We start from the raw sequence: 20345 nt of genomic DNA on the forward strand, positions 1-20345 counted from the left end.
CGCACATTCCGAACTTGCTCTTTTTTATGACGTGTGCCCCTAAATTCTAGGAGGTAAAATCTTGAAACGACGTGTTTTGAAGTTCGGTGGTTCATCTGTCGCCGATTTTACAAAGATAAAAAATATTGCAGAAATGCTTAAACGCCGTGTAGATGACGGTGAACAACTTATTGTTGTCGTAAGTGCTATGGGCAAAACAACAGATCAATTAATGGAAAATGTTTCTCATCTTACAACAACTCCAAAAGATGAAGAACTTGCTCTATTATTAACAACTGGTGAACAACAAACAGTTTCTTATTTGTCGATGGTATTAAATGATATTGGCGTAAGTGCTAGAGCTATGACTGGATATCAAGCAGGTATCAAAACAGTAGGTCATCATTTAAAAAGTCGAATTGCAGAAATTAATCCTGAAACATTTAATAAGGAATTTAAAGACAAGGATGTTTTAGTTGTAGCAGGTTTCCAAGGAGTGAACGACGAATTAGAGTTAACTACACTTGGTCGTGGTGGTTCAGATACGACTGCTGTTGCATTAGCAGCTAGTAATCAAATCCCTTGTGAAATTTACACTGATGTTGATGGCGTTTATGCTACTGATCCAAGAATTTTGAGTGAGGCAAAACGTTTAGATTATGTGTCTTATGAAGAAATGATGGAAATGAGTGCTTTAGGTGCTGGTGTGTTAGAAACAAGAAGTGTAGAACTTGCTAAAAATTATGATATCCCCTTGTATTTAGGTAGAACGTTATCAAATGTGAAAGGAACATGGATTATGCCAAGAACAGAAATATTAGAAAAAAAAAGCCGTAACTGGAGTTGCATTAGATACACATATGATGCATGTAACAATTAGTTACCCTCTTCCAGATAATCGCCTTCTAACTCAATTATTTACTGCTTTAGATGAAGGTTCAGTTAATGTGGATATGATTTCTCAAATCGTAAATGTTGAAGGTTTACAACTATCTTTTTCTATTAAAGATAGTGATGTACAACAAATTTCAAGTATCTTAGAGGAACTTTCTACAACATTTGATGCTTTAGATTATAAAATTAATGAAGCTTACGTCAAAATTTCGTTAATTGGTTCAGGAATGCGTGATATGTCTGGTGTAGCTTCAAAAGCATTTATTACGTTAATTAATTCTAATATTCCATTTTATCAAACAACAACTTCTGAAATTAGTATTTCTTATGTTATTGATGCAGAAAATGGAAATAAAGCGGTTGAAGTTCTATACGATGCTTTTGATATTTAAACTTAAGTTAAAATAAGTAATTCAAAATTCAATTAATATTTAAATGGAGTGATTCTTTTATGACAAGATTAGCAGTAGTTGGAGCAACAGGATTAGTCGGAACAAAAATGTTAGAAACAATTGATCGTAAACATATCCAATTTGATGAGTTGGTATTATTCTCATCAGCAAGATCAGCAGGTAAAGAAATTGAGTTTCAAGGGAAAACATATACAGTTCAAGAACTTACAGAAGAAGCAGCAAGTGAAAAATTTGATTACGTGCTAATGAGTGCAGGTGGCGGAACAAGTAAACAATTTGCCCCTATTTTCGAAAAAGCTGGAGCAATTGTTATTGATAATTCAAGTCAATGGCGTATGACAAACGATGTGGATTTAATTGTACCAGAAGTTAACCAACCAGAATTTAAACGTGGTATCATTGCTAATCCTAACTGCTCAACAATTCAGTCGGTCGTGCCACTTAAAGTTTTATACGATGCTTTTGGATTAAAACGTGTAGCTTATACAACATATCAAGCAGTTTCGGGTTCAGGGGTTAAAGGTAAGAGAGACTTAGCTGAAGGTGCGAATGGTAAAGCTCCAGAAGCTTATCCACATCCTATTTATAATAATGTTTTACCACATATTGATGTTTTTTTAGAAGATGGATATACAAAAGAAGAGCAAAAAATGATTGATGAAACACGAAAAATTTTAGGACAACCTGACTTACGTGTGACTGCAACATGTGCACGTGTACCTGTTCAAGATAGTCATAGCGTAGAAATTGATGTTACTCTTGATAAAGAGGCAACAGTTCAAGAAATTAAAGATTTATTTGAAAACGATAATCGTGTTGTTTTAGTAGACAATCCTGAAAATAATGAATATCCTTTAGCTATTAATTCAACAGGTAAAGATGAAGTGTTTGTAGGTAGAATTCGTCGTGATGACTCACTTGATAATACTTTCCATGTTTGGTGTACTTCAGATAACCTACTTAAAGGTGCAGCTTTAAATGCAGTTCAAGTGTTAGAACAAGTCATTAAATTAAAAGGAGCTAGATAATATGGCACATATTTTTGAAGGTGTAGGTGTAGCGCTTGCTACTCCATTTACTAATAATGAAGTTGACTATAAAGCATTAGAACGACATGTTCAATTTTTACTTGATAATAATGTTAAAGCAATTATTGTAAACGGCACTACAGCAGAGAGCCCTACTTTAACAGAAGAAGAGAAAGAAAAAGTACTTCAAGCGGTGATTAAACAAGTTAATCATCAAGTGGCTATTATCGCTGGAACTGGTACAAATAATACAGCTAAATCTATTCAAGCTTCATTACGTGCTAAAGAATTAGGTGTAGATGGTATTATGTTAATCACACCTTACTATAATAAAACGAATCAACGTGGCTTAATTAAACATTTTGAAACCATCGCGAATGAAGTTAAGTTACCTGTTGTTTTATATAATGTACCTTCAAGAACGAATATGACAATTGATCCTGAAACAGTCGAAACATTAAGTCATAATGATTACATTGTAGCTATTAAAGATGCTACAAATGACTTTAACTATTACGAAGAAGTGAAAAAACGTATTCATCAAGATGAATTTGCTTTTTACAGTGGTAATGATGATAATGTCGTAGAATTCTATAATCGTGGAGGTAATGGCGTAATTTCTGTCATTGCTAACGTTATTCCGAAAGAATTTCAAGCACTTTATGATGCTAAACAAAATGGGAAAGAAATTGAGAAAGACTTTGAACCGATAGGTCAATTGTTAGATGCACTTTCAGTTGATGTCAACCCTATTCCAATTAAAGCTCTAACAAGTCATTTAGGATTTGGAAATTATGAATTAAGATTACCTTTATTACCACTAGAGAAAGAAAAAGCAAATGTATTAGTGAATGCTTATAAAGCATTTAAAACGGAGGAATAAAAATGAAAATTTTACTCATTGGATATGGCACAATGAATCAACGCGTTGCCAGATTAGCAGAAGAAAAAGGTCATGAGATTGTTGGTACAATTGAGCCAGAAGAACATCAACATTCACCATATAAAGCTTATCATCATATTGCAGACGCACAAAATGAAGCCGATGTAGCGATCGACTTCTCTAATCCTAATCTATTATTACCTTTATTAGATGAAGAGTTTGAATTACCTTTAGTGATTGCTACTACTGGTGAAAAAGAAAAACTGATTCAAAAATTAGAACAATTAAGCGAACGTATGCCTGTTTTCTTCAGTGCAAATATGAGTTATGGCGTCCATGCATTAACTAAAATTCTAGAAGCAGCTGTTCCCCTTTTACAAGATTATGATATTGAGTTAACTGAAGCTCATCATAATAAAAAAGTGGATGCGCCAAGTGGCACACTCGTCAAACTTTATGATGTTATTAAAGAATTACGTGAAAATGTAACGCCTGTTTACGATCGACATGAGCGAACTGAAAAACGTGAAAAAGATGAAGTCGGTATTCATTCAGTTCGTGGCGGTACAATTGTAGGCGAACATGATGTTTTATTTGCTGGCACAGATGAAACAATTACCATTTCTCATAAAGCGCAATCTAAGGACATTTTTGCAAATGGCGCAATTACAGCTGCTGAAAAATTAAACACAAAATCAAATGGTTTCTATACATTTGACAACTTATAAAATAACTTAAGGAGACTCTAAACTATGGTACAACACTTATCTGCACAAGAAATTATTCAATATATTAGTGATGCTAAAAAATCAACACCATTAAAAGTATACGTAAATGGACAATTCAATGACGTCACTTTTCCTAATACATTTAAAGTATTCGGATCTGATGATTCAAAAGTAATATTTTGTGAAGCGGATGATTGGAAAACATTTTATGAAACCAATCAATCACATATTACTGACTTAGAAATTGAAATGGACCGTCGTAATTCTGCTATTCCTTTAAAAGACTTAACTAATACAAATGCACGTATTGAACCAGGTTCATTCATTCGTGAACAAGCTATTATCGAAGACGGTGCCGTTGTGATGATGGGAGCAACAATCAATATTGGCGCTGTTGTAGGTGAAGGTACTATGATTGATATGAATGCAACATTAGGTGGTCGTGCGACAACAGGTAAAAATGTTCATGTAGGTGCCGGTGCAGTATTAGCGGGCGTTATTGAGCCACCTAGTGCTTCTCCAGTAGTAATCGAAGATAATGTATTAATTGGCGCAAACGCAGTTATTCTAGAAGGTGTAAGAGTTGGCGAAGGCGCTATTGTAGCTGCTGGTGCTATCGTGACTCAAGATGTTCCTGCTGGTGCGGTTGTAGCTGGTACACCTGCTAAAGTCATTAAACAAACATCTGAAGTTCAAGACTCTAAACGAGAAATCGTTGCAGCGTTAAGAAAATTAAATGATTAATGACAAACTTGAATAATTGAATGCTAAAGGCTGGGACAACATGTTCTCAGCCTTTACGATTAAATAAATACATAAGTTGAATAATAAATGAATAAAGGATTGATTAAGATGAGCGAATTAGAATTTGTCACACAACATAGAAGACATTTACATCAACATCCAGAATTAAGTCTTCATGAATTTGAGACAACTCAATATATTACTCGATTTTTAGATGAATTAAATGTATCTTACGAGCAACCTCTTGAAACGGGTGCTATTGCATATTTAGAAGGTAATAGTGACCATACAATTGCATTTCGGGCAGACATTGATGCCCTACCCATTTTTGAAGAAAATAATGTCGATTATCGTAGTCAAACAGATAATGTGATGCATGCTTGTGGTCACGATGGTCATACAACAGCATTGATGTTATTTGTTAAACGATGTAAGGCGATGGCTGATCAACATCAATTACCTCATAATGTCGTGTTTATCTTCCAACCAGCTGAAGAAACAGGCGGTGGCGCAAATCGCTTAATTAAAGCCGGTGCTTTTAATCAATATCCTATTGAAGCAGTATTTGGCATTCATGTAAATCCTTTCGCTGACGAAGGACAAGTCGTGATACGCGATGAAGAAATTACAGCAAGTGCCACTGAATATCGTTTTTTCTTAAAAGGATTATCTAGTCATGTAGCTGATAAAGAGCAAGGTCATTCATGTGGCGAAGCACTGATTCATGTTTTAAATCAAGTTGGTCAAATACAGCAATATCATTTAAATGGACTAAAACGTAATATTGTTCATATGGGCCACTTTAATGCAGGTGAAGCAATTAATACGGTTCCTAGTAATGGTTATTTAGAAGGAACTATTCGTACTTATGATGCCACTGATTTAAATATCGTGAAAAATCAAATGAATAAAATTGCAAAAAGTGTGAAATTATTATTCAATGTTGATTGTGAAGTCAAATTTGAAGAAGGATATCCTGCTACAATGAATAGTCCTAAACTACGTCATATCGTTGAACAATCTATTCTATCTGCTAATTTAAAAGTTATTGAAAAGCCTCTGCCATTTTTATTCGGCGAAGACTTTAGTTTTTATGGCCAACAATTAGCACCGTCTTACTTTGCTTTTGTAGGAACTCGAAATGAAGATAAAGGCTTTATCACAGGCTTACATACATCGCATTTAAATTTTGACGAAAAAGTGCTTATTGATGTTGCCAATTACTATGAACAAATATTGAACCATTATGGAAAGGAGTAAATTAAATTGACAGCAGTTTGGTCAGTTGATTCAAAAATCTTTTTAAGAAATGCAACTAAAGTAAAGAATAATCAATCAATAATGGCAGTTGTAAAAAATAATGCTTATCATTATGGATTAGAGTTTGCAGTAAGAACATTTTTAGAAGCAGGTATCCATACATTTAGTACGACTTCCTTAAAAGAAGCAGTGAGAGTTCGTAAACTTGCACCTCATGCTACAATTTTTTTAATGAATGCAGTTTATGACTTTGATACAGTTCGAAATAATAATATTCAAATGACGCTTCCCTCTTTAGAATATTATTATCAGTACAAAAGTGAATTAAAAGATATTAATGTTCACTTAGAATTTGAAAATTTACTCCATCGTTCAGGTTTCAAAAATCTTGATGAAATTAAAGAAGTACTTCATCATCATGAAAATGATAATGGAAGTGAAATGAATATCGTTGGCCTATGGACACATTTTGGATATGCAGATGAATTTGATGTTCCAGAATATGGGATTGAACGTGAAGCATGGTTAAACGTCGTTAATACATTATTAAATGAAGGATACCAATTTGAACTTATCCATGCGCAAAATAGTGCGAGTTATTATCGTGAAGGACAACAACTTCTTCCCTATCATACACATGCACGTGTAGGTATCGCTTTATATGGTTCAAGACCATATAGCAAATTAGATGAACATGAGATTGAACAAGCCTTAACCGTAAAAGGAAATGTAATTCAAGTTCGTGAAGTAAATAAAGGTGATTATTGTGGTTATAGTTTTGCATTTGAAGCAACGCATGATCATACACATCTTGCAGTTGTTGATATTGGCTATGGTGATGGTATTTTAAAAAAACGTGCAACACACGAAGCATTAATTAATGGCAAACGTTACCCTATTCGAGCATTAATGATGAGTCATATGTTTGTTGAAGTCGATGATGATGTTCATGCACAAGATGAAGTGATACTATATAATAATGATATACGCATTGATGAATACACATTCAAAGGTGTTGGCGCTAATTCAGAACAACTTAGTGCGATGAATCACGATTCTCTTATAAAGGAGTTTAGATAAAATGTCAGTTAAATATAATGATTACGGTGAATTAACAATGGCGGGTACAAGTTTGAAAACACTAGCTCAAAGTTTTGGTACGCCTACCATTGTTTATGATGAAGATGAAATTCGCAATCAAATGCGTCGATTTCATAATGCTTTTCAAAAAAGTGGATTAAAATACAATATTTCATATGCTTCTAAAGCCTTTACTTGCATTCAAATGGTAAAGTTAGTTCAAGAAGAAAACTTACAATTAGATGTCGTATCTGAAGGCGAACTTTATACAGCATTAGAGGCTAAATTTGATCCTAGTCGCATCCACTTCCATGGCAATAATAAAACGAAACGTGAAATACAATATGCTTTAGAAAGTGGCGTTGGTTACTTTGTTATTGATTCTTTAGAAGAAATTGAATTAATCAATCGCTATGCAAGTGATAGAGTTAATGTTGTCATTCGTGTGAATCCTGGCGTAGAGGCTCATACCCATGAATTTATTCAAACTGGTCAAGAAGATAGTAAATTTGGTCTTTCAATTCGACATGGTCTTGCAATTCAAGCAGTTGAAAAAGTCAAAGCATCAAAACATCTTCATTTAAAAGGAATACATTTCCATGTAGGATCACAAATTGAGGGTACTGAAGCTATGATTGAAACAGCTAAAATTGTTTTAAATTGGCTTAACGAGCATCATATCCAAGTTGAATTACTTAACTTAGGTGGCGGTTTTGGTATTAAATATGTCGAAGGTGATGTAAGCTTCCCTATTGAAGAAGGTATTGCTGAAATTACAGATGCGATTAAATCTGAATCAGAAAAATTAAACTACGACGTTCCTGAAATTGGTATTGAACCAGGACGTTCAATTGTTGGCGAAGCGGGTATTACGTTATATGAAGTTGGAACAATTAAAGACATTCCTGAAGTAAATAAATATGTTTCTATTGATGGTGGTATGAGTGATCATATTAGAACTGCTTTATATGGAGCCAAATATCAAGCATTACTTGTAAATCGTCATGAGAAGGCAGACGAAACGGTAACTATTGCCGGAAAATTATGTGAATCTGGAGATATTATTATCCGAGATGCTATGTTACCTTCTTCTGTAAAACGTGGAGATTATTTAGCCATTTTATCTACTGGCGCATACCATTACTCTATGGCATCTAATTATAATCAAATGCAAAAACCACCTGTTTTCTTCTTAAAAGATGGAAAAGCACGTGAAGTTATCAAACGTCAATCATTACGTCAATTAATAATTAATGATACAAAATAAAATAACGAGAAAGTTTATATTTACCCGTTCAAGTTGCACCATAATAAAGAAGCCAGTAAAAGAGTTTTTAAAAACTCTTTTACTGGCTATTTTTTTTGAGATTTATGTCCCAGCCTCATTTATATATAAAAAACACCCTACATCTTGGTAAGGTGTTACTAAAGTCAATTTTTGCAATCTATAAATTATAGTTTAACAACGTTTGCAGCTTGAGGACCGCGATCGCCTTCAACTACTTCAAACTCAACTGATTGACCTTCTTCTAATGATTTATAACCTTCTTGGTTAATTGCTGAGAAGTGTACGAATACGTCGTTTTCTCCTTCAACTTCGATGAAGCCAAAACCTTTTTCAGCGTTAAACCATTTAACTGTACCTTGTTTCATAATTGTGAAACCTCCAAGACTAAAATTCATTCAATATGCATTATTCGCATATTACAAAAAATACGTGTTATAAATATGTATAAATAACAAAATGCTATCAATCAATATTACAGATATTCTTTGCAATATGGAATAAAACTATTGCTTGATAACTATTATATGTTAGTTTGAACTAAATTGCAATACAATTATAGAAAATTCTCTTTTAATTAATTTTTGGTAGATTATAATAAACTTCTTTATTATTTAAAACAATAAAACTATAAAATATTTGTAAATCTTCATCACAATCTTCACAAAAATTTAAATCACAATTATTATAAAATGCATAAATATTATATTTCCCAATAACATAATTATTATAATATTTTTTACTTTTTTTAATAATTGATTGATAATCTTCTAACATTTCTTCATAGTTACTATAATGATGTTGTTCTACGATTTTTTCTGTCCAGTCGCTAAATAACCACCATCCCTCGTAGTCAGCACGAATCTTTGCAACTGTCCACATGACTAAGTCCCCTCTCAAATTAAAACTCTAATAAATATTGTAACTTTTTTTTAGACGAATTCAAGCTTAAAGACTCCGTTCTTTTAATTGAGATAAAGATGATATGTATATTAATTATTAGTTTTTTGTAGGAAAAATACGTATAATATAATGTAGAGGTGATAATGATGCAACATAAACATATACAAGTATTTGGAACTGTCCAAGGTGTAGGGTTCCGTCATCATACTGAATTAATTGCAAAAAAACTTGATATATTTGGTACTGTTCAAAATGTTGAGGATTATGTAGATATATATGCTCAAGGTGACGAGGAACAAATAAAATCATTCATTGATAAAGTGATTGCTGGTGCTGCTCCTGCATCTTCAGTTTCTGATTATAGTATTGAAGATTTAGACGTAACAAATAGATACTCAGAATTTAAAACGATTTATTAAATAAAGGAAGATGAATATTGAGATATAACCTTTCTCGGCTTCTGGGTGTTTTAGTAGGAATTCCAATAGCTATTATCTCATGGGTGACAAGTGTATTTGGATTTGATTTATCCTTTATACTTGATGCCCTAATAGGTATTGGAATGTTTTTTGTATCTTATTTTCCTACTCAAAGATTGACATCCAAAAAATATTTAAATGAAATTGGATTATCACGTAGAGACTATCGTTTTGTTAATCAACAACTCAATCAATCACATAATAAAATTCGTAATATTTTAAAATCATATATTAATATCAGATCGATTAAAGATTTTCGTCAAATTAATGATATTTATAAAATTTCTAAGTCTATTCATTTTGCTGTTAAACAGAGACCTTCATCATTTTTCAAAGTAGAAAGTTTCTTTTATTCGCATATAGATAATGCACTAAATTTAATTGATGCATATACCCGTTTATCTAAAATGCCAAAAAAATCTGCTGAAGAAAAGCAAAAATTAGAGCAAACACGTATTACTTTAGATGAGGTGAAACGTACACTTATTGCAGATTTAAAAAGACTTAATGAAGATGATTATGAGCGTTTAGATATTGAAATGGAACTTAATCGGTTACAACACAAGCGATATAAAAAATACTAATTTAAAGTTAAGATAAGAATGGAGAGAATTTTTAAATGAATCAAAAAGACCAATTTATTAACTCACATCCATTAGATGATTATATAGATCATCAAACGCATGATGTTTCAACTCAAAATGTTAAGCAAGACTTTGAACAACAATTTAACGAACAAGATTTAAAAAAAATTGATTCAATTAGTCAACAAATCAAACCACTAGATAGTGAAGGCCTATTATCTTTTGGGACACATCTACAACAGAACATGTCTCAATTTTCACATCAAATGTTAGATGAAGTTCAATCGAAAGATGTGGGTCCTATTGGTGATACTTTAAATCAATTAATGTCTAAGTTAAGAGAAGTTAATCCTGATGACTTGAATCAAGACAATCAATCTAAACTTAAACGTTTATTTAGACGAACAAAAGCTTCAATAAATGAAGTATTTTCTAGAATGCAATCTGTAAGTTCACAAGTTGATAGAATCACCATTCAATTGGATAAGCATAAAGGAAATTTAACTAAAGACATTCAGTTACTCGATCATCTTTATGAACAAAATAAAGTATATTTTGAGGATGTTTCTCTATACATTGCTGCTGCACAGCGTAAAAAACAAGAAATAAATGCTAATGAATTGCCTAAATTGCGTCAACATGCAGAACAATCTGGTAATCAAATGGATATTCAAAGTGTCGCTGATATGGAGCAATTTGTTGATCGATTAGATAAAAAAATTTATGACTTACAATTATCACGTCAAATTGCAATTCAAACAGCGCCGCAAATTCGTATGATTCAAAATGTGAATCAAGCATTAGCTGAAAAAATTCAAAGTTCTATTCTCACAAGTATTCCTTTATGGAAAAATCAGATGGCTATTGCCCTCACTTTAATGAGACAAAAAAATGCTGTAACAGCTCAGCGTGCAGTTACTGATACCACAAATGATTTACTTACACGAAATGCAGCCATGTTAAAACAAAATGCAATTGAAACGGCTACTGAAAATGAACGTGGTATCGTAGATATTGAAACGCTTAAAGCGACTCAAAATGACATCATTGAAACGATTGAACAAACACTGCAAATTCAATATAATGGACGTCAAAAACGTCAACAAGCTGAAAGAGAATTATCACAACTCGAGAATGAATTAAAAGAACATTTACTTACTATGAAAAAAGAATAGATAAAATTAAAACACCGATTGCTCTCATTTAAAGAAGTAACCGGTGTTTAGTATATCTATTCCTTTTGATAAACAATATACGATTGATTTATAAACTTAGATACGATATACCCTATTATGATTGAAATGATAGCTATAGGTAACCATTCTAAAGAATATTGCTTAAGGGGTAAATGATTTATAACATTTAATTTTATTAAACCTAATGTATTTATTGTACTTACAATTGAAACAAGACTAACAATAATAATAGGTATTTGTTGCGCAATAGGTTTAGTTGGAATAAAACGCGCAAGTAAAATTAAAATAATCATAGTAATGGCTACAGGATAAATAATACTTAACACAGGAACAGACATGTTTATAACAGAATTTAATCCTAAATTAGCCAATATAAAACTGATAATTGTAAAACCTATAACATATACCTTATAACTAATTTTTGAAAATATACTATAAAAGTATTGACTCACAGATACAATAAGTCCACAAGCTGTAGTTAAACAAGCTAAAGCAACAATGATACCTAGTAAGTATTTTCCTAGAATACCAAAGCCGTTTGTAGCCATGGTAGTAAGTAAATAAGTTCCTATATTTTGATTTTTAGCCATTAGAGATGTAATCGTATTTTGACTTATTCCCATATGATTACCAATATAGCCTAAAGAAACATATATAAAAATTAATGCTAAAGCGGCAATAAATCCAGCTATAACTGTTTGTTTAAATATTTGATTGGTGTGTTTAACTCCTGTTGCTTTAATGGCATTAACCACAATCATTGAAAATGCAATTGCTGCAATTGCATCCATTGTTAAATACCCTTCAATAAAGCCGTGTGAAAAACTTTCTATATTTGAAGAATATATCTCTGGATTTCCATGAGATGAACTGTGTCCCTTATAATCTACAAATCCTTTAATAATCATGGCCAAAATTGTAATTAATAATAAAGGAGTTAATAAAGATCCAATTCGATCTACTATTTTACCAGGATTAATACATAAATATAAAACAACAATAAAATAAATAAATGTAAAAATGAATAAAGACATATTACTATTTGAATGCGTAATGGGTGTAATAGTCATTTCAAAAGACGTAGATGCAGTACGTGGTATAGCAAATAGAGGTCCAATGGTTAAATAAATAATAATGAGAAAGATAACTGAAAATCTCGGTGACAGTTTATTAAAGGCACCAATATATCCTTGTTTATCAAGTGCCCCAACGACTACTCCAAGTAATGGTAAGCCTATTCCAGTCAAACAAAAAGCTAAAATTGCTGGCCAGAAATAGGCACCACTTTCTTGTCCTAAATTAGGAGGAAAAATTAGATTACCTGCGCCAAAAAACATAGCAAATAGCGTAAAGCCGATAATCCAAGTATGTTTATTCATAGAATTGCTCCTTTTTATGTATATGTTTGCAATATTTAACATTCTAGCACAAAAAGAATTGACAAGTCTATGTATGTCACAAAAATTTGAATATTATAAATCAATATACAGTTTAATTATTAGAAAGATTTTAATAATAATTTTTTTAGCAATGGTGATAAGTGACTCGGTAAATTTTCAACACCTTCTACAAATAATGCAAATTGTCCATAAATATTATGAATGGTTTCTTCAATATCTTCAGTAATAGGATCTTGGCTTAAAAAGACATTAAATACTTCGATTCCAAATTTACGCGCCATTTCCACAGCTTCATACGTATCTAAAATACCGTCTTGAGCATAGTTATACGCTGAAGGTTCCCCATCTGAAAAGATAATTAAGAAACGTTGTTGATGACTTCTTCTTAATAAACGTTCACTTGCAATTCGTATAGCTACGCCATCTCTATTATCATCTTGAGGATGTAATGACATAATGCGTGGTCCGCTTTTTTCCATGATTGAACGATCGTAATGAACGATTTCATCAATGATATTGGGTTGTTTTCGATCATCAGAGTCAAAAGCATCTTCATTAAAAGCAAGTATCTCATGTTTAACGTTGAGTGCTTTTAATGTTTCATGAAATAATACGACGCCTTTAATCGTTTCTTCCATTTTATCAAACATACTAGCAGATACATCAATCAGTAATGTAAAAGTCGCATCGAATGTTTTACTAAGGTCTTGTTTTTTATAAAACAATTTATATTGATCATCAATAAACCAATTGGTTAAATCACGTTGAAGACGACCTTTAGTCAAATTATGACGTTCGTCAACATGTTCTCTATCGATGGTTTTCTTTATAATCTGAATTAAATCTTTAGTTTCAAATTGTACTTCATTTTTAACTTGCTGGTAGCTTGAAATATACTCTGGCTCTATATCAGGTACTTTCCATTCTATTTCGACATTTTCATTAATACCACGTAAAGCAAATGATGGATTAGAACCTATAGAACCGCCTTCATCACGATCAAGTGCATGATTAGAGCCACGTCCTTTTTTCGTCATCATATCTGTCATATCATCAGTTGAATCACCTTCACGTGCAGTGTCGTTATCACTCATAACATCACTATTTTCACCTTCATGTAATTCCATTTCAAGATAAGCGCCACCTTCAGATTTACTATCTTGAGCGTTTGTTTCAGCTTCGGCTGATGTAGTGTCAGTTTCTTCGTTTGTATTATCTTGGCCATCAACATTACTTGCATCCATACGTTTAATATCCTCGTAAGACATTTCGTGAATAGCTTCATATACTTTTCTAGGAAGATGATAATATTCATTTAACATATCATGTGATAACATTTCATCGATTTGGAACATGATACGTTGGGCAAGATACATATTATCTTCAGATGATTCATTTTGGAAAAAATCAGGTAAATATTGAAACATGTGATTTAATATGTCATCTAATTGTGGATGTATCGTGGGTATATCAAAGAAGTTTTGACTTAAAAATGCGCGCTCTAAATATAAGAAAAGTAAATCTGTATATACCGTTTTTGTTTTATAGAATTTAATTTGTGATTCCGTATAAGATAATCGAGTTTTCACTCTTAAATCAATTTGTTTAGCAGTGCTAGGTCGCTCCTCTTTAATAAAATTAAAAACGCGCATATCTTCTAGCAATCTAAAGAGTTGATGATAAAATTTAGAATGGCTAAATTCATTATCATGAAGAACTTCATTTACGATAGCTTCGTCCATCATTTTATAACCATATGCAGCGAGCATGACATCTGTTTTTAACCCTGCACTTTCAATATCTTTTGGACGATGAGACCAAAACCAACTTGTAATTAAAGTATTATTAATAGGATCATAATAAGGGAACTTTTGAATTTTTACTTTAGTTTGTTCGTTTTTCAGTAGTAAGCGCGCTAAATCTTGTAACATCATGACTTGCTTAGCATCTAGCTGCTCATCATTAAATTTTATAAAACGATCACTCATAATAATCCCTCTCTAAAAGTTTAGTTCGATTGCATTTCTGATGGCTTGCTGTTCGCGTTCATCTTCAAGTTTATCGATAATTGTACGCTGAATTGCTCTCTCTATTGGCATAACTGTAATTAAGTCACTTAAGTCAATTAACGCACGAATACTAGCTGCTTCTTCTGAAATTTGTCCTTGTTTTGACATTGTACGTAAGTCTTCATTAAATTTAATGATTTTTTTAATTATATCATCATCTTGAAGCTGGCTTTGTTGTTTAATGACATCTTTAAGAATGTCTCCTCCAATGTAATCAACTTGTATGACAATAAAGCGGTTTTTTAATGCTTCATTCATTGGTAATGTACCAACATAGCCTTCATTTATCGCAGCAATTACATTGAAACCAGGGGCTGCTTTAATTACTTCTCCAGTAAATGGATTGGTTAACTGACGTCTATAGTCTAATACGCCATTTAAAATAGGTAATGTTTCAGGTTTAGCCATATTGATTTCATCAATATATAAGATATGACCTTCTCGCATGGCTTTTATAACTGGGCCGTCAATAAAAATAATTTCTTGTTGACCTTGTTCATTTGTTTTTATTGTTTTAAAACCTAATAAGCTCTCTGCGTCTAAATCAACAGAACAGTTAACTTGATGCATCGGCGTTTGGACTACTTCACTTAAAGTTTCAGCTAATCGTGTTTTACCAGAGCCTGTAGGGCCTTTTAATAAAATATTTTTATTTAAATTAAACAATGCTTGTGCATCATTGAATACAGATTGATCTGAATTGATATAATGATTATTTGGCATTTTAATATTCTCCTTTATAAGATGAAAAAATAGACCGAGAGCGTGTATAAATGTATAGATATTGGTACATCACTCTGAGTCTTAATTTAATCGTTATCTTTTAGAAATTGAATGTATTTAAACTTCTTTAAAATAATCTTTGTAATAACCACCTACTAGACCAGAGTTATCAATGATTTGATAATATTCTTCAGTTTCATTGATGACATCATATTGCTTTCCAATAGTAAGCATATCTGATACTGTGAATTTTTTTGCATCAGTATTAACTACCATCACTTGTTTAATTGGTGTGCGTGATTTCCAATCTTCATGTAACATTGCCATTTTAAATCCTCCAATAAAATGAATTATATTATTTTTTTTCTAAAGTATATATGAAAGAGATGCCGCTACCTTCAGTAATGCGTAACGATTGAGCATCACCTTGATTTAATATTTGATAAGGAATACCAATTTCATCCAGTTCTTTTCGTGCATGTTCAAAGTCTTCAGTTGAATTTGTACTGAATTCAATTTGTTCCACAATTCCTTCTTCTTTTAATTCAACTTGTTCATTAGATTGATATAAATGAATTTCTCCACCAAGTCCACCATCTCCGATTTTAAATACCTGGACAGTTTGATCAGGAAATTCAGTAGATTCATATTCAGCATAATGCGTTAAATTAAATACATTTTTAAAGATAGAAGTTGTAACCAATAATTCGTTTACTTTAATAATTACTGGTCCCAACCCTTGAATTTGGTGAAGAGGATTAACAGCACTTTCAAAAGTAGGTGTGCCTAATCCAATACCAACATTCAGTTCATTAGAATAGATATCAAAAATTTGATGATTATCATCTTTAAAATTAAAGTGCTGATTACCGTTTAATTCAGTGATTGAACTAAATTGAATATTATTTTTTTCTAATATTTGTTGATATTCTTCTAAACCAGCATTCGATGGTGTTCTTAATCCCACGCTTGATATATGTACATTTCTATAATTAGGATTAGGAACTTCTACAAAGTGAAGTCTTGTACCAGGATTTAATTCAGCATCACCAAAACGTAATGCCTGTCTTTTTGTTGCAACATTAAGACCTAAAATATTATGAAATAAATTCTGTGTTTTTGAGAGATCACTTGTTCCAATCGTAACACTTCTTAGTCCACTCATTCATCGACACTCCCATTTATATATCTTTTCTTAAACATTATAACGTATTTTATATATGAATAATATGTTGAACGCTTAAATAAGAGTATTGTTTTTTATTATAAAATATACATAAATAAAAATATTATAAATGATTAAAGTTTGTATAATAAATAACATATATATAAGATAATATATATGTTATACCCCTCCCCTACCTTGTTTTATAAAGGTAGGGGGGTATATCATAGGTTATTTAATTGTCTAAAAACAAACTTGATAAATTATATAAAGTTCGTTTTTAACTTATTGTAGTTTTAATAATTATTATTTTTTAATAGATTCTTTTGTAATACTCTTAAGAATATTTGCTGTTTTTTGTCCAAATATAATACTTAATTTATCATTTTTATACATGTTAGCATCTGCTTTGGAAAAGTCATAAATGGATAATGAGGGATGCGCTTCTCTGCTATTTTTTATATTCTCATTATTAGAATACATTTACGTTATCTTCTTTTATTTCTATATTACATATTTATTTTTAACTAATGATAATATCGAAATATTCTAGCGTAATTTTTTTAATGCTAATATAACTAAAACTTAAAAAGAGTAGAATAAATTCATTATGAACTTATTCTACTCTTTATCAATTTATGATTAAGATTTCAATATATTTAGCGCTTTAATAAATGAAATTAAGATTCTAATAATAAGTCTTCTGGGCTCTCGATCAGCTCTTTAATTGTTTTTAAGAATCCAACTGCTTCTTTGCCATCAATAATTCTATGGTCATAGCTTAATGCAATGTACATCATTGGTCTGTTCTCGATTGTATCTTTATCAATAGCAATTGGACGAGTGATAATTGAATGCATACCTAAGATAGCAGCTTGATTACCATTAATAATTGGTGTACTCATCATAGAACCAAATACACCACCATTAGTGATTGTAAATGAACCATTTACCATATCATCTAATCCAAGTTTTTTATCACGTGCTTTTACTGCTAAATCTGCAATTGATTTTTCTAGTTCAGCAAAGTTTTTCTTATCACAATCTCTAACGAATGGTACTAATAATCCATCATCTGTTGAAACAGCAATACCAATATCATAGTATTGTTTAGTAATCATATCGTCTCCATCAATTTCAGCATTAACTTCTGGATATTTTTTGAGTGCTGCTACTGCTGCCTTAGTAAAGAATGACATAAATCCTAATTTAGTGCCGTCATGATCTTTAATAAATTGTTCTTTTTTACGTTTTCTTAATTCCATTACATTTGTCATATCAACTTCATTAAATGTTGTGAGCATTGCGGTATTATTAGATACTTCTAATAATTTTTTTGCAGCTGTTTTCTTTCTTCTAGACATTTTTTCACGAATCACTGGTTTATTAGGCGTATTAGCAGTTGATTTTTTAGATGTTTCTTGTTGTGAATTAGGTTGAGTATTTTGATTAGATTGACTTGTTTTTTGACGATTATCAACATCTTCTTTTCTTATCACATCGCTACCTTTTCCAGCTACTTCATTTAAATCAATACCATTTTTACGAGCATGACGACGTGCTGATGGCGTTGCATTCACTCTTTTATTATTGATTGATTCTGAGTCGTCATTTGAACTTGTATCGCTACCTTGTGCTTCAGTAGAAGTGCGTGGTGTTGAATGATTAGTTTCTGCAGAATCTGTTTTTATGTTTTCATTTTCAGAAGTTGAATCGTTATTTTGTGATTTGCTTGAACTACTTGTACTACCTTTACCTTCACCGACAATTGCAATAGCTTGGCCCACTTCTACAGTGTCGCCTTCAGATGCAAGTTGTTCTTGAAGTATACCATCTTCTTCAGATACAACTTCAACATTCACTTTGTCAGTTTCTAATTCAAGAATAGCGTCTCCTTTTTCAACATTATCCCCTATGTTTTTTAGCCACTCTGCAACTGTACCTTCTGTAATTGATTCTGCTAATTCTGGAACTTTTACCTCTGCCATTATATTTCCCCCTAGTTATTTTTGACACTATTTTCAATAATTTTATGTTGAACAAGTTTGTGAATTTCTCCATCACCTTCGGCAGGTGCTGCACGTTGTATTCTACCCTGATAACTTAAATTATATTGATGTCCAACAATAGATTTAAGATATGGGTAAACAAATAACCATGCGCCTTGGTTTTTAGGTTCTTCTTGAACCCAAGCAACAGATTCTAAATTTGGTAATTCTTCTAAAGCTTTTTTAATGTCTTCCTCTGGGAAAGGATATAATCTTTCCACAGCAATAAGTTGTATATTTTCATTAGGTTCTTTTGCTAATGTTTCTTTTAAATCAATAAACATTTTTCCAGAAGCTAAAATGACTTTTGTTACTTTAGCTTTTTGAGCATCTTCAACAATAATTGGTTTGAAACTGCCAGTTGTAAATTCACTAATTGGCTTAGCCACTGTTTTATTTCTTAACAAACTCTTAGGTGACATCACAATTAATGGTCTCATCGCTTCAGTATTTAAACTTTTAGCTTGTGCACGTAATAAATGGAAGTAGTTACTAGAACTTGATAGATTGACCACTGTACTATTATTTTCAGCCGCCAGTTGTAAGAATCTTTCTAAACGTGCTGATGAATGTTCAGGACCTTGACCTTCAAAAGCGTGTGGTAAGAATAAAGTTAGACCACTACGCTCGCCCCATTTGGCTCTGGCAGATGACATAAAATTATCAAAAATCATTTGTGCCATATTTGAAAAATCTCCATATTGGGCTTCCCAAATATTCATACTATTTTTATTTTCAACATTATATCCATATTCAAAGCCTACGACTGCAGCTTCTGATAATGGACTGTTATGCACTTCAAATGTTGCTTTTTGATTTGGTACATGGTGAAGCGGTGTATACGTATTGCCATTGTCTTCATCATGTAGTACAGCATGTCTGTGACTGAATGTGCCACGTTCACTATCTTGACCTGTCAAACGAATTGATATGCCATCTTGAACAATTGTTGCAAAAGCTAATTGTTCTGCTTGAGCCCAATCAACTAGGCCATTTTCATTTTCAAAAGGTTCTCTACGTTTTTCTAATACTTTATTTAATTTTCTAAATACCTGGAAATCTTCAGGATAGTTCAACATTGCATCATTAATTTCTTTCAAATGTTCAAAGCTAAACTCTTTTTTATCACTTTGTAAAGGTAACTGAAGCGATTCAGGTTTATTCATTACAGTACTATTCATTTTATCTGATTTATCAATTTTATCTTGAGCAGTACGCATTTCTTTTTGTACAGAATCAATGATTTCAGACATTTGTTCTTTCGTTAAAATACCTTCATCTACAAGTTTATTTCCATAAATCACTTCAACTGAATCATGCTGTCTAATATTGTGATATAACGTTGGATTTGTAATAGATGGTTCATCCATCTCGTTATGTCCATATCGACGATAACCTACTAAATCAATGACAAAGTCTTTATGGAATTCTTTTCTAAATTCCATAGCAATATCAATTGCTTCAATTGTCGCTTCTACATCATC

19 protein-coding genes and 1 pseudogene are annotated in these 20345 nt (G+C 31.8%); 11 read left to right on the forward strand and 9 right to left on the reverse strand.

Annotated elements, in window-relative coordinates; translation table 11 throughout:
- Nucleotides 1-58 precede the first annotated feature (58 nt).
- From HMPREF2578_RS04410 to lysA, 8 genes and pseudogenes are all read left to right on the forward strand, one after another.
- Nucleotides 59-1265: pseudogene (locus HMPREF2578_RS04410) on the forward strand (aspartate kinase).
- A gap of 59 nt (nucleotides 1266-1324) precedes the next feature.
- Nucleotides 1325-2314: an aspartate-semialdehyde dehydrogenase gene (locus HMPREF2578_RS04415; protein WP_017174705.1), complete on the forward strand. Its 990-nt coding sequence runs from the start codon at nucleotides 1325-1327 to the stop codon at nucleotides 2312-2314.
- Nucleotide 2315: 1 nt separating this feature from the next.
- Nucleotides 2316-3197, forward strand: coding sequence for a 4-hydroxy-tetrahydrodipicolinate synthase (gene dapA, locus HMPREF2578_RS04420; RefSeq protein WP_017174706.1), 882 nt, complete (start codon nucleotides 2316-2318; stop codon nucleotides 3195-3197).
- Nucleotides 3198-3199: 2 nt separating this feature from the next.
- The gene (gene dapB / locus HMPREF2578_RS04425; protein WP_017174707.1) at nucleotides 3200-3925 is read left to right on the forward strand and encodes a 4-hydroxy-tetrahydrodipicolinate reductase; all 726 of its coding nucleotides are present in this window, start codon (nucleotides 3200-3202) and stop codon (nucleotides 3923-3925) included.
- Nucleotides 3926-3949: 24 nt separating this feature from the next.
- Nucleotides 3950-4669, forward strand: coding sequence for a 2,3,4,5-tetrahydropyridine-2,6-dicarboxylate N-acetyltransferase (gene dapD / locus HMPREF2578_RS04430; protein ID WP_002449858.1), 720 nt, complete (start codon nucleotides 3950-3952; stop codon nucleotides 4667-4669).
- Between the two features lie 108 nt (nucleotides 4670-4777).
- The gene (locus HMPREF2578_RS04435; RefSeq protein WP_019835541.1) at nucleotides 4778-5929 is read left to right on the forward strand and encodes an amidohydrolase; all 1152 of its coding nucleotides are present in this window, start codon (nucleotides 4778-4780) and stop codon (nucleotides 5927-5929) included.
- A gap of 6 nt (nucleotides 5930-5935) precedes the next feature.
- Nucleotides 5936-7009 carry an alanine racemase gene (locus HMPREF2578_RS04440; protein WP_017174710.1) on the forward strand — a complete coding sequence of 358 codons (1074 nt, stop codon included), beginning with the start codon at nucleotides 5936-5938 and terminating at the stop codon, nucleotides 7007-7009.
- Nucleotide 7010: 1 nt separating this feature from the next.
- Nucleotides 7011-8276 carry a diaminopimelate decarboxylase gene (gene lysA, locus HMPREF2578_RS04445; protein WP_019835542.1) on the forward strand — a complete coding sequence of 422 codons (1266 nt, stop codon included), beginning with the start codon at nucleotides 7011-7013 and terminating at the stop codon, nucleotides 8274-8276.
- 185 nt (nucleotides 8277-8461) lie between these two features.
- Here lysA and cspA read toward each other — a convergent pair whose 3' ends face one another.
- Together cspA and msaA are read right to left on the reverse strand one after the other, a co-directional pair.
- Nucleotides 8462-8662 (reverse strand): cold shock protein CspA, encoded by a 201-nt coding sequence (cspA, locus tag HMPREF2578_RS04450; protein WP_001831260.1) that lies wholly within the window; start codon nucleotides 8660-8662, stop codon nucleotides 8462-8464.
- A 205-nt stretch (nucleotides 8663-8867) separates the two neighbouring features.
- A complete protein-coding gene (gene msaA / locus HMPREF2578_RS04455; RefSeq protein WP_017176340.1) occupies nucleotides 8868-9176 on the reverse strand; it encodes a regulatory protein MsaA in 309 nt (102 codons plus the stop codon).
- Between the two features lie 167 nt (nucleotides 9177-9343).
- Here msaA and HMPREF2578_RS04460 point away from each other — a divergent pair, with 167 nt between their 5' ends.
- Genes HMPREF2578_RS04460 through HMPREF2578_RS04470 form a run of 3 tightly spaced genes read left to right on the forward strand, consistent with a single transcriptional unit; the run spans nucleotide 9344 to nucleotide 11435 of the window.
- Nucleotides 9344-9616, forward strand: a complete 273-nt coding sequence (locus HMPREF2578_RS04460; protein WP_037541019.1) for an acylphosphatase — start codon at nucleotides 9344-9346, stop codon at nucleotides 9614-9616.
- Nucleotides 9617-9633: 17 nt separating this feature from the next.
- Complete coding sequence (locus tag HMPREF2578_RS04465) at nucleotides 9634-10260, forward strand: 5-bromo-4-chloroindolyl phosphate hydrolysis family protein (RefSeq protein WP_017176338.1); 627 nt, start codon at nucleotides 9634-9636, stop codon at nucleotides 10258-10260.
- A gap of 35 nt (nucleotides 10261-10295) precedes the next feature.
- Nucleotides 10296-11435, forward strand: coding sequence for a toxic anion resistance protein (locus HMPREF2578_RS04470; protein ID WP_048762438.1), 1140 nt, complete (start codon nucleotides 10296-10298; stop codon nucleotides 11433-11435).
- A 56-nt stretch (nucleotides 11436-11491) separates the two neighbouring features.
- Here HMPREF2578_RS04470 and brnQ read toward each other — a convergent pair whose 3' ends face one another.
- From brnQ to HMPREF2578_RS04505, 7 genes are all read right to left on the reverse strand, one after another.
- Complete coding sequence (brnQ, locus tag HMPREF2578_RS04475; RefSeq protein ID WP_037541021.1) at nucleotides 11492-12835, reverse strand: branched-chain amino acid-like transporter carrier protein BrnQ3; 1344 nt, start codon at nucleotides 12833-12835, stop codon at nucleotides 11492-11494.
- 119 nt (nucleotides 12836-12954) lie between these two features.
- Complete coding sequence (locus tag HMPREF2578_RS04480) at nucleotides 12955-14844, reverse strand: vWA domain-containing protein (protein ID WP_017176335.1); 1890 nt, start codon at nucleotides 14842-14844, stop codon at nucleotides 12955-12957.
- Nucleotides 14845-14856: 12 nt separating this feature from the next.
- Entirely contained in the window at nucleotides 14857-15648 is a 792-nt protein-coding gene (locus HMPREF2578_RS04485) for an ATP-binding protein (RefSeq protein WP_017176334.1), read from the reverse strand.
- 117 nt (nucleotides 15649-15765) lie between these two features.
- Nucleotides 15766-15969 (reverse strand): DUF6501 family protein, encoded by a 204-nt coding sequence (locus HMPREF2578_RS04490; protein ID WP_025987180.1) that lies wholly within the window; start codon nucleotides 15967-15969, stop codon nucleotides 15766-15768.
- Between the two features lie 34 nt (nucleotides 15970-16003).
- The gene (locus HMPREF2578_RS04495; protein WP_017176332.1) at nucleotides 16004-16813 is read right to left on the reverse strand and encodes a VOC family protein; all 810 of its coding nucleotides are present in this window, start codon (nucleotides 16811-16813) and stop codon (nucleotides 16004-16006) included.
- Nucleotides 16814-17493: 680 nt separating this feature from the next.
- Nucleotides 17494-18801 (reverse strand): 2-oxoglutarate dehydrogenase complex dihydrolipoyllysine-residue succinyltransferase, encoded by a 1308-nt coding sequence (gene odhB, locus HMPREF2578_RS04500; protein WP_017176330.1) that lies wholly within the window; start codon nucleotides 18799-18801, stop codon nucleotides 17494-17496.
- An 11-nt stretch (nucleotides 18802-18812) separates the two neighbouring features.
- A partial coding sequence (locus HMPREF2578_RS04505) for a thiamine pyrophosphate-dependent enzyme (protein ID WP_256275847.1) occupies nucleotides 18813-20345 on the reverse strand: 1533 nt, incomplete at its 5' end.

The organism is Staphylococcus sp. HMSC072H03, assembly GCF_001809305.1.
Classification (GTDB): Bacteria; Bacillota; Bacilli; order Staphylococcales; family Staphylococcaceae; genus Staphylococcus; species Staphylococcus hominis.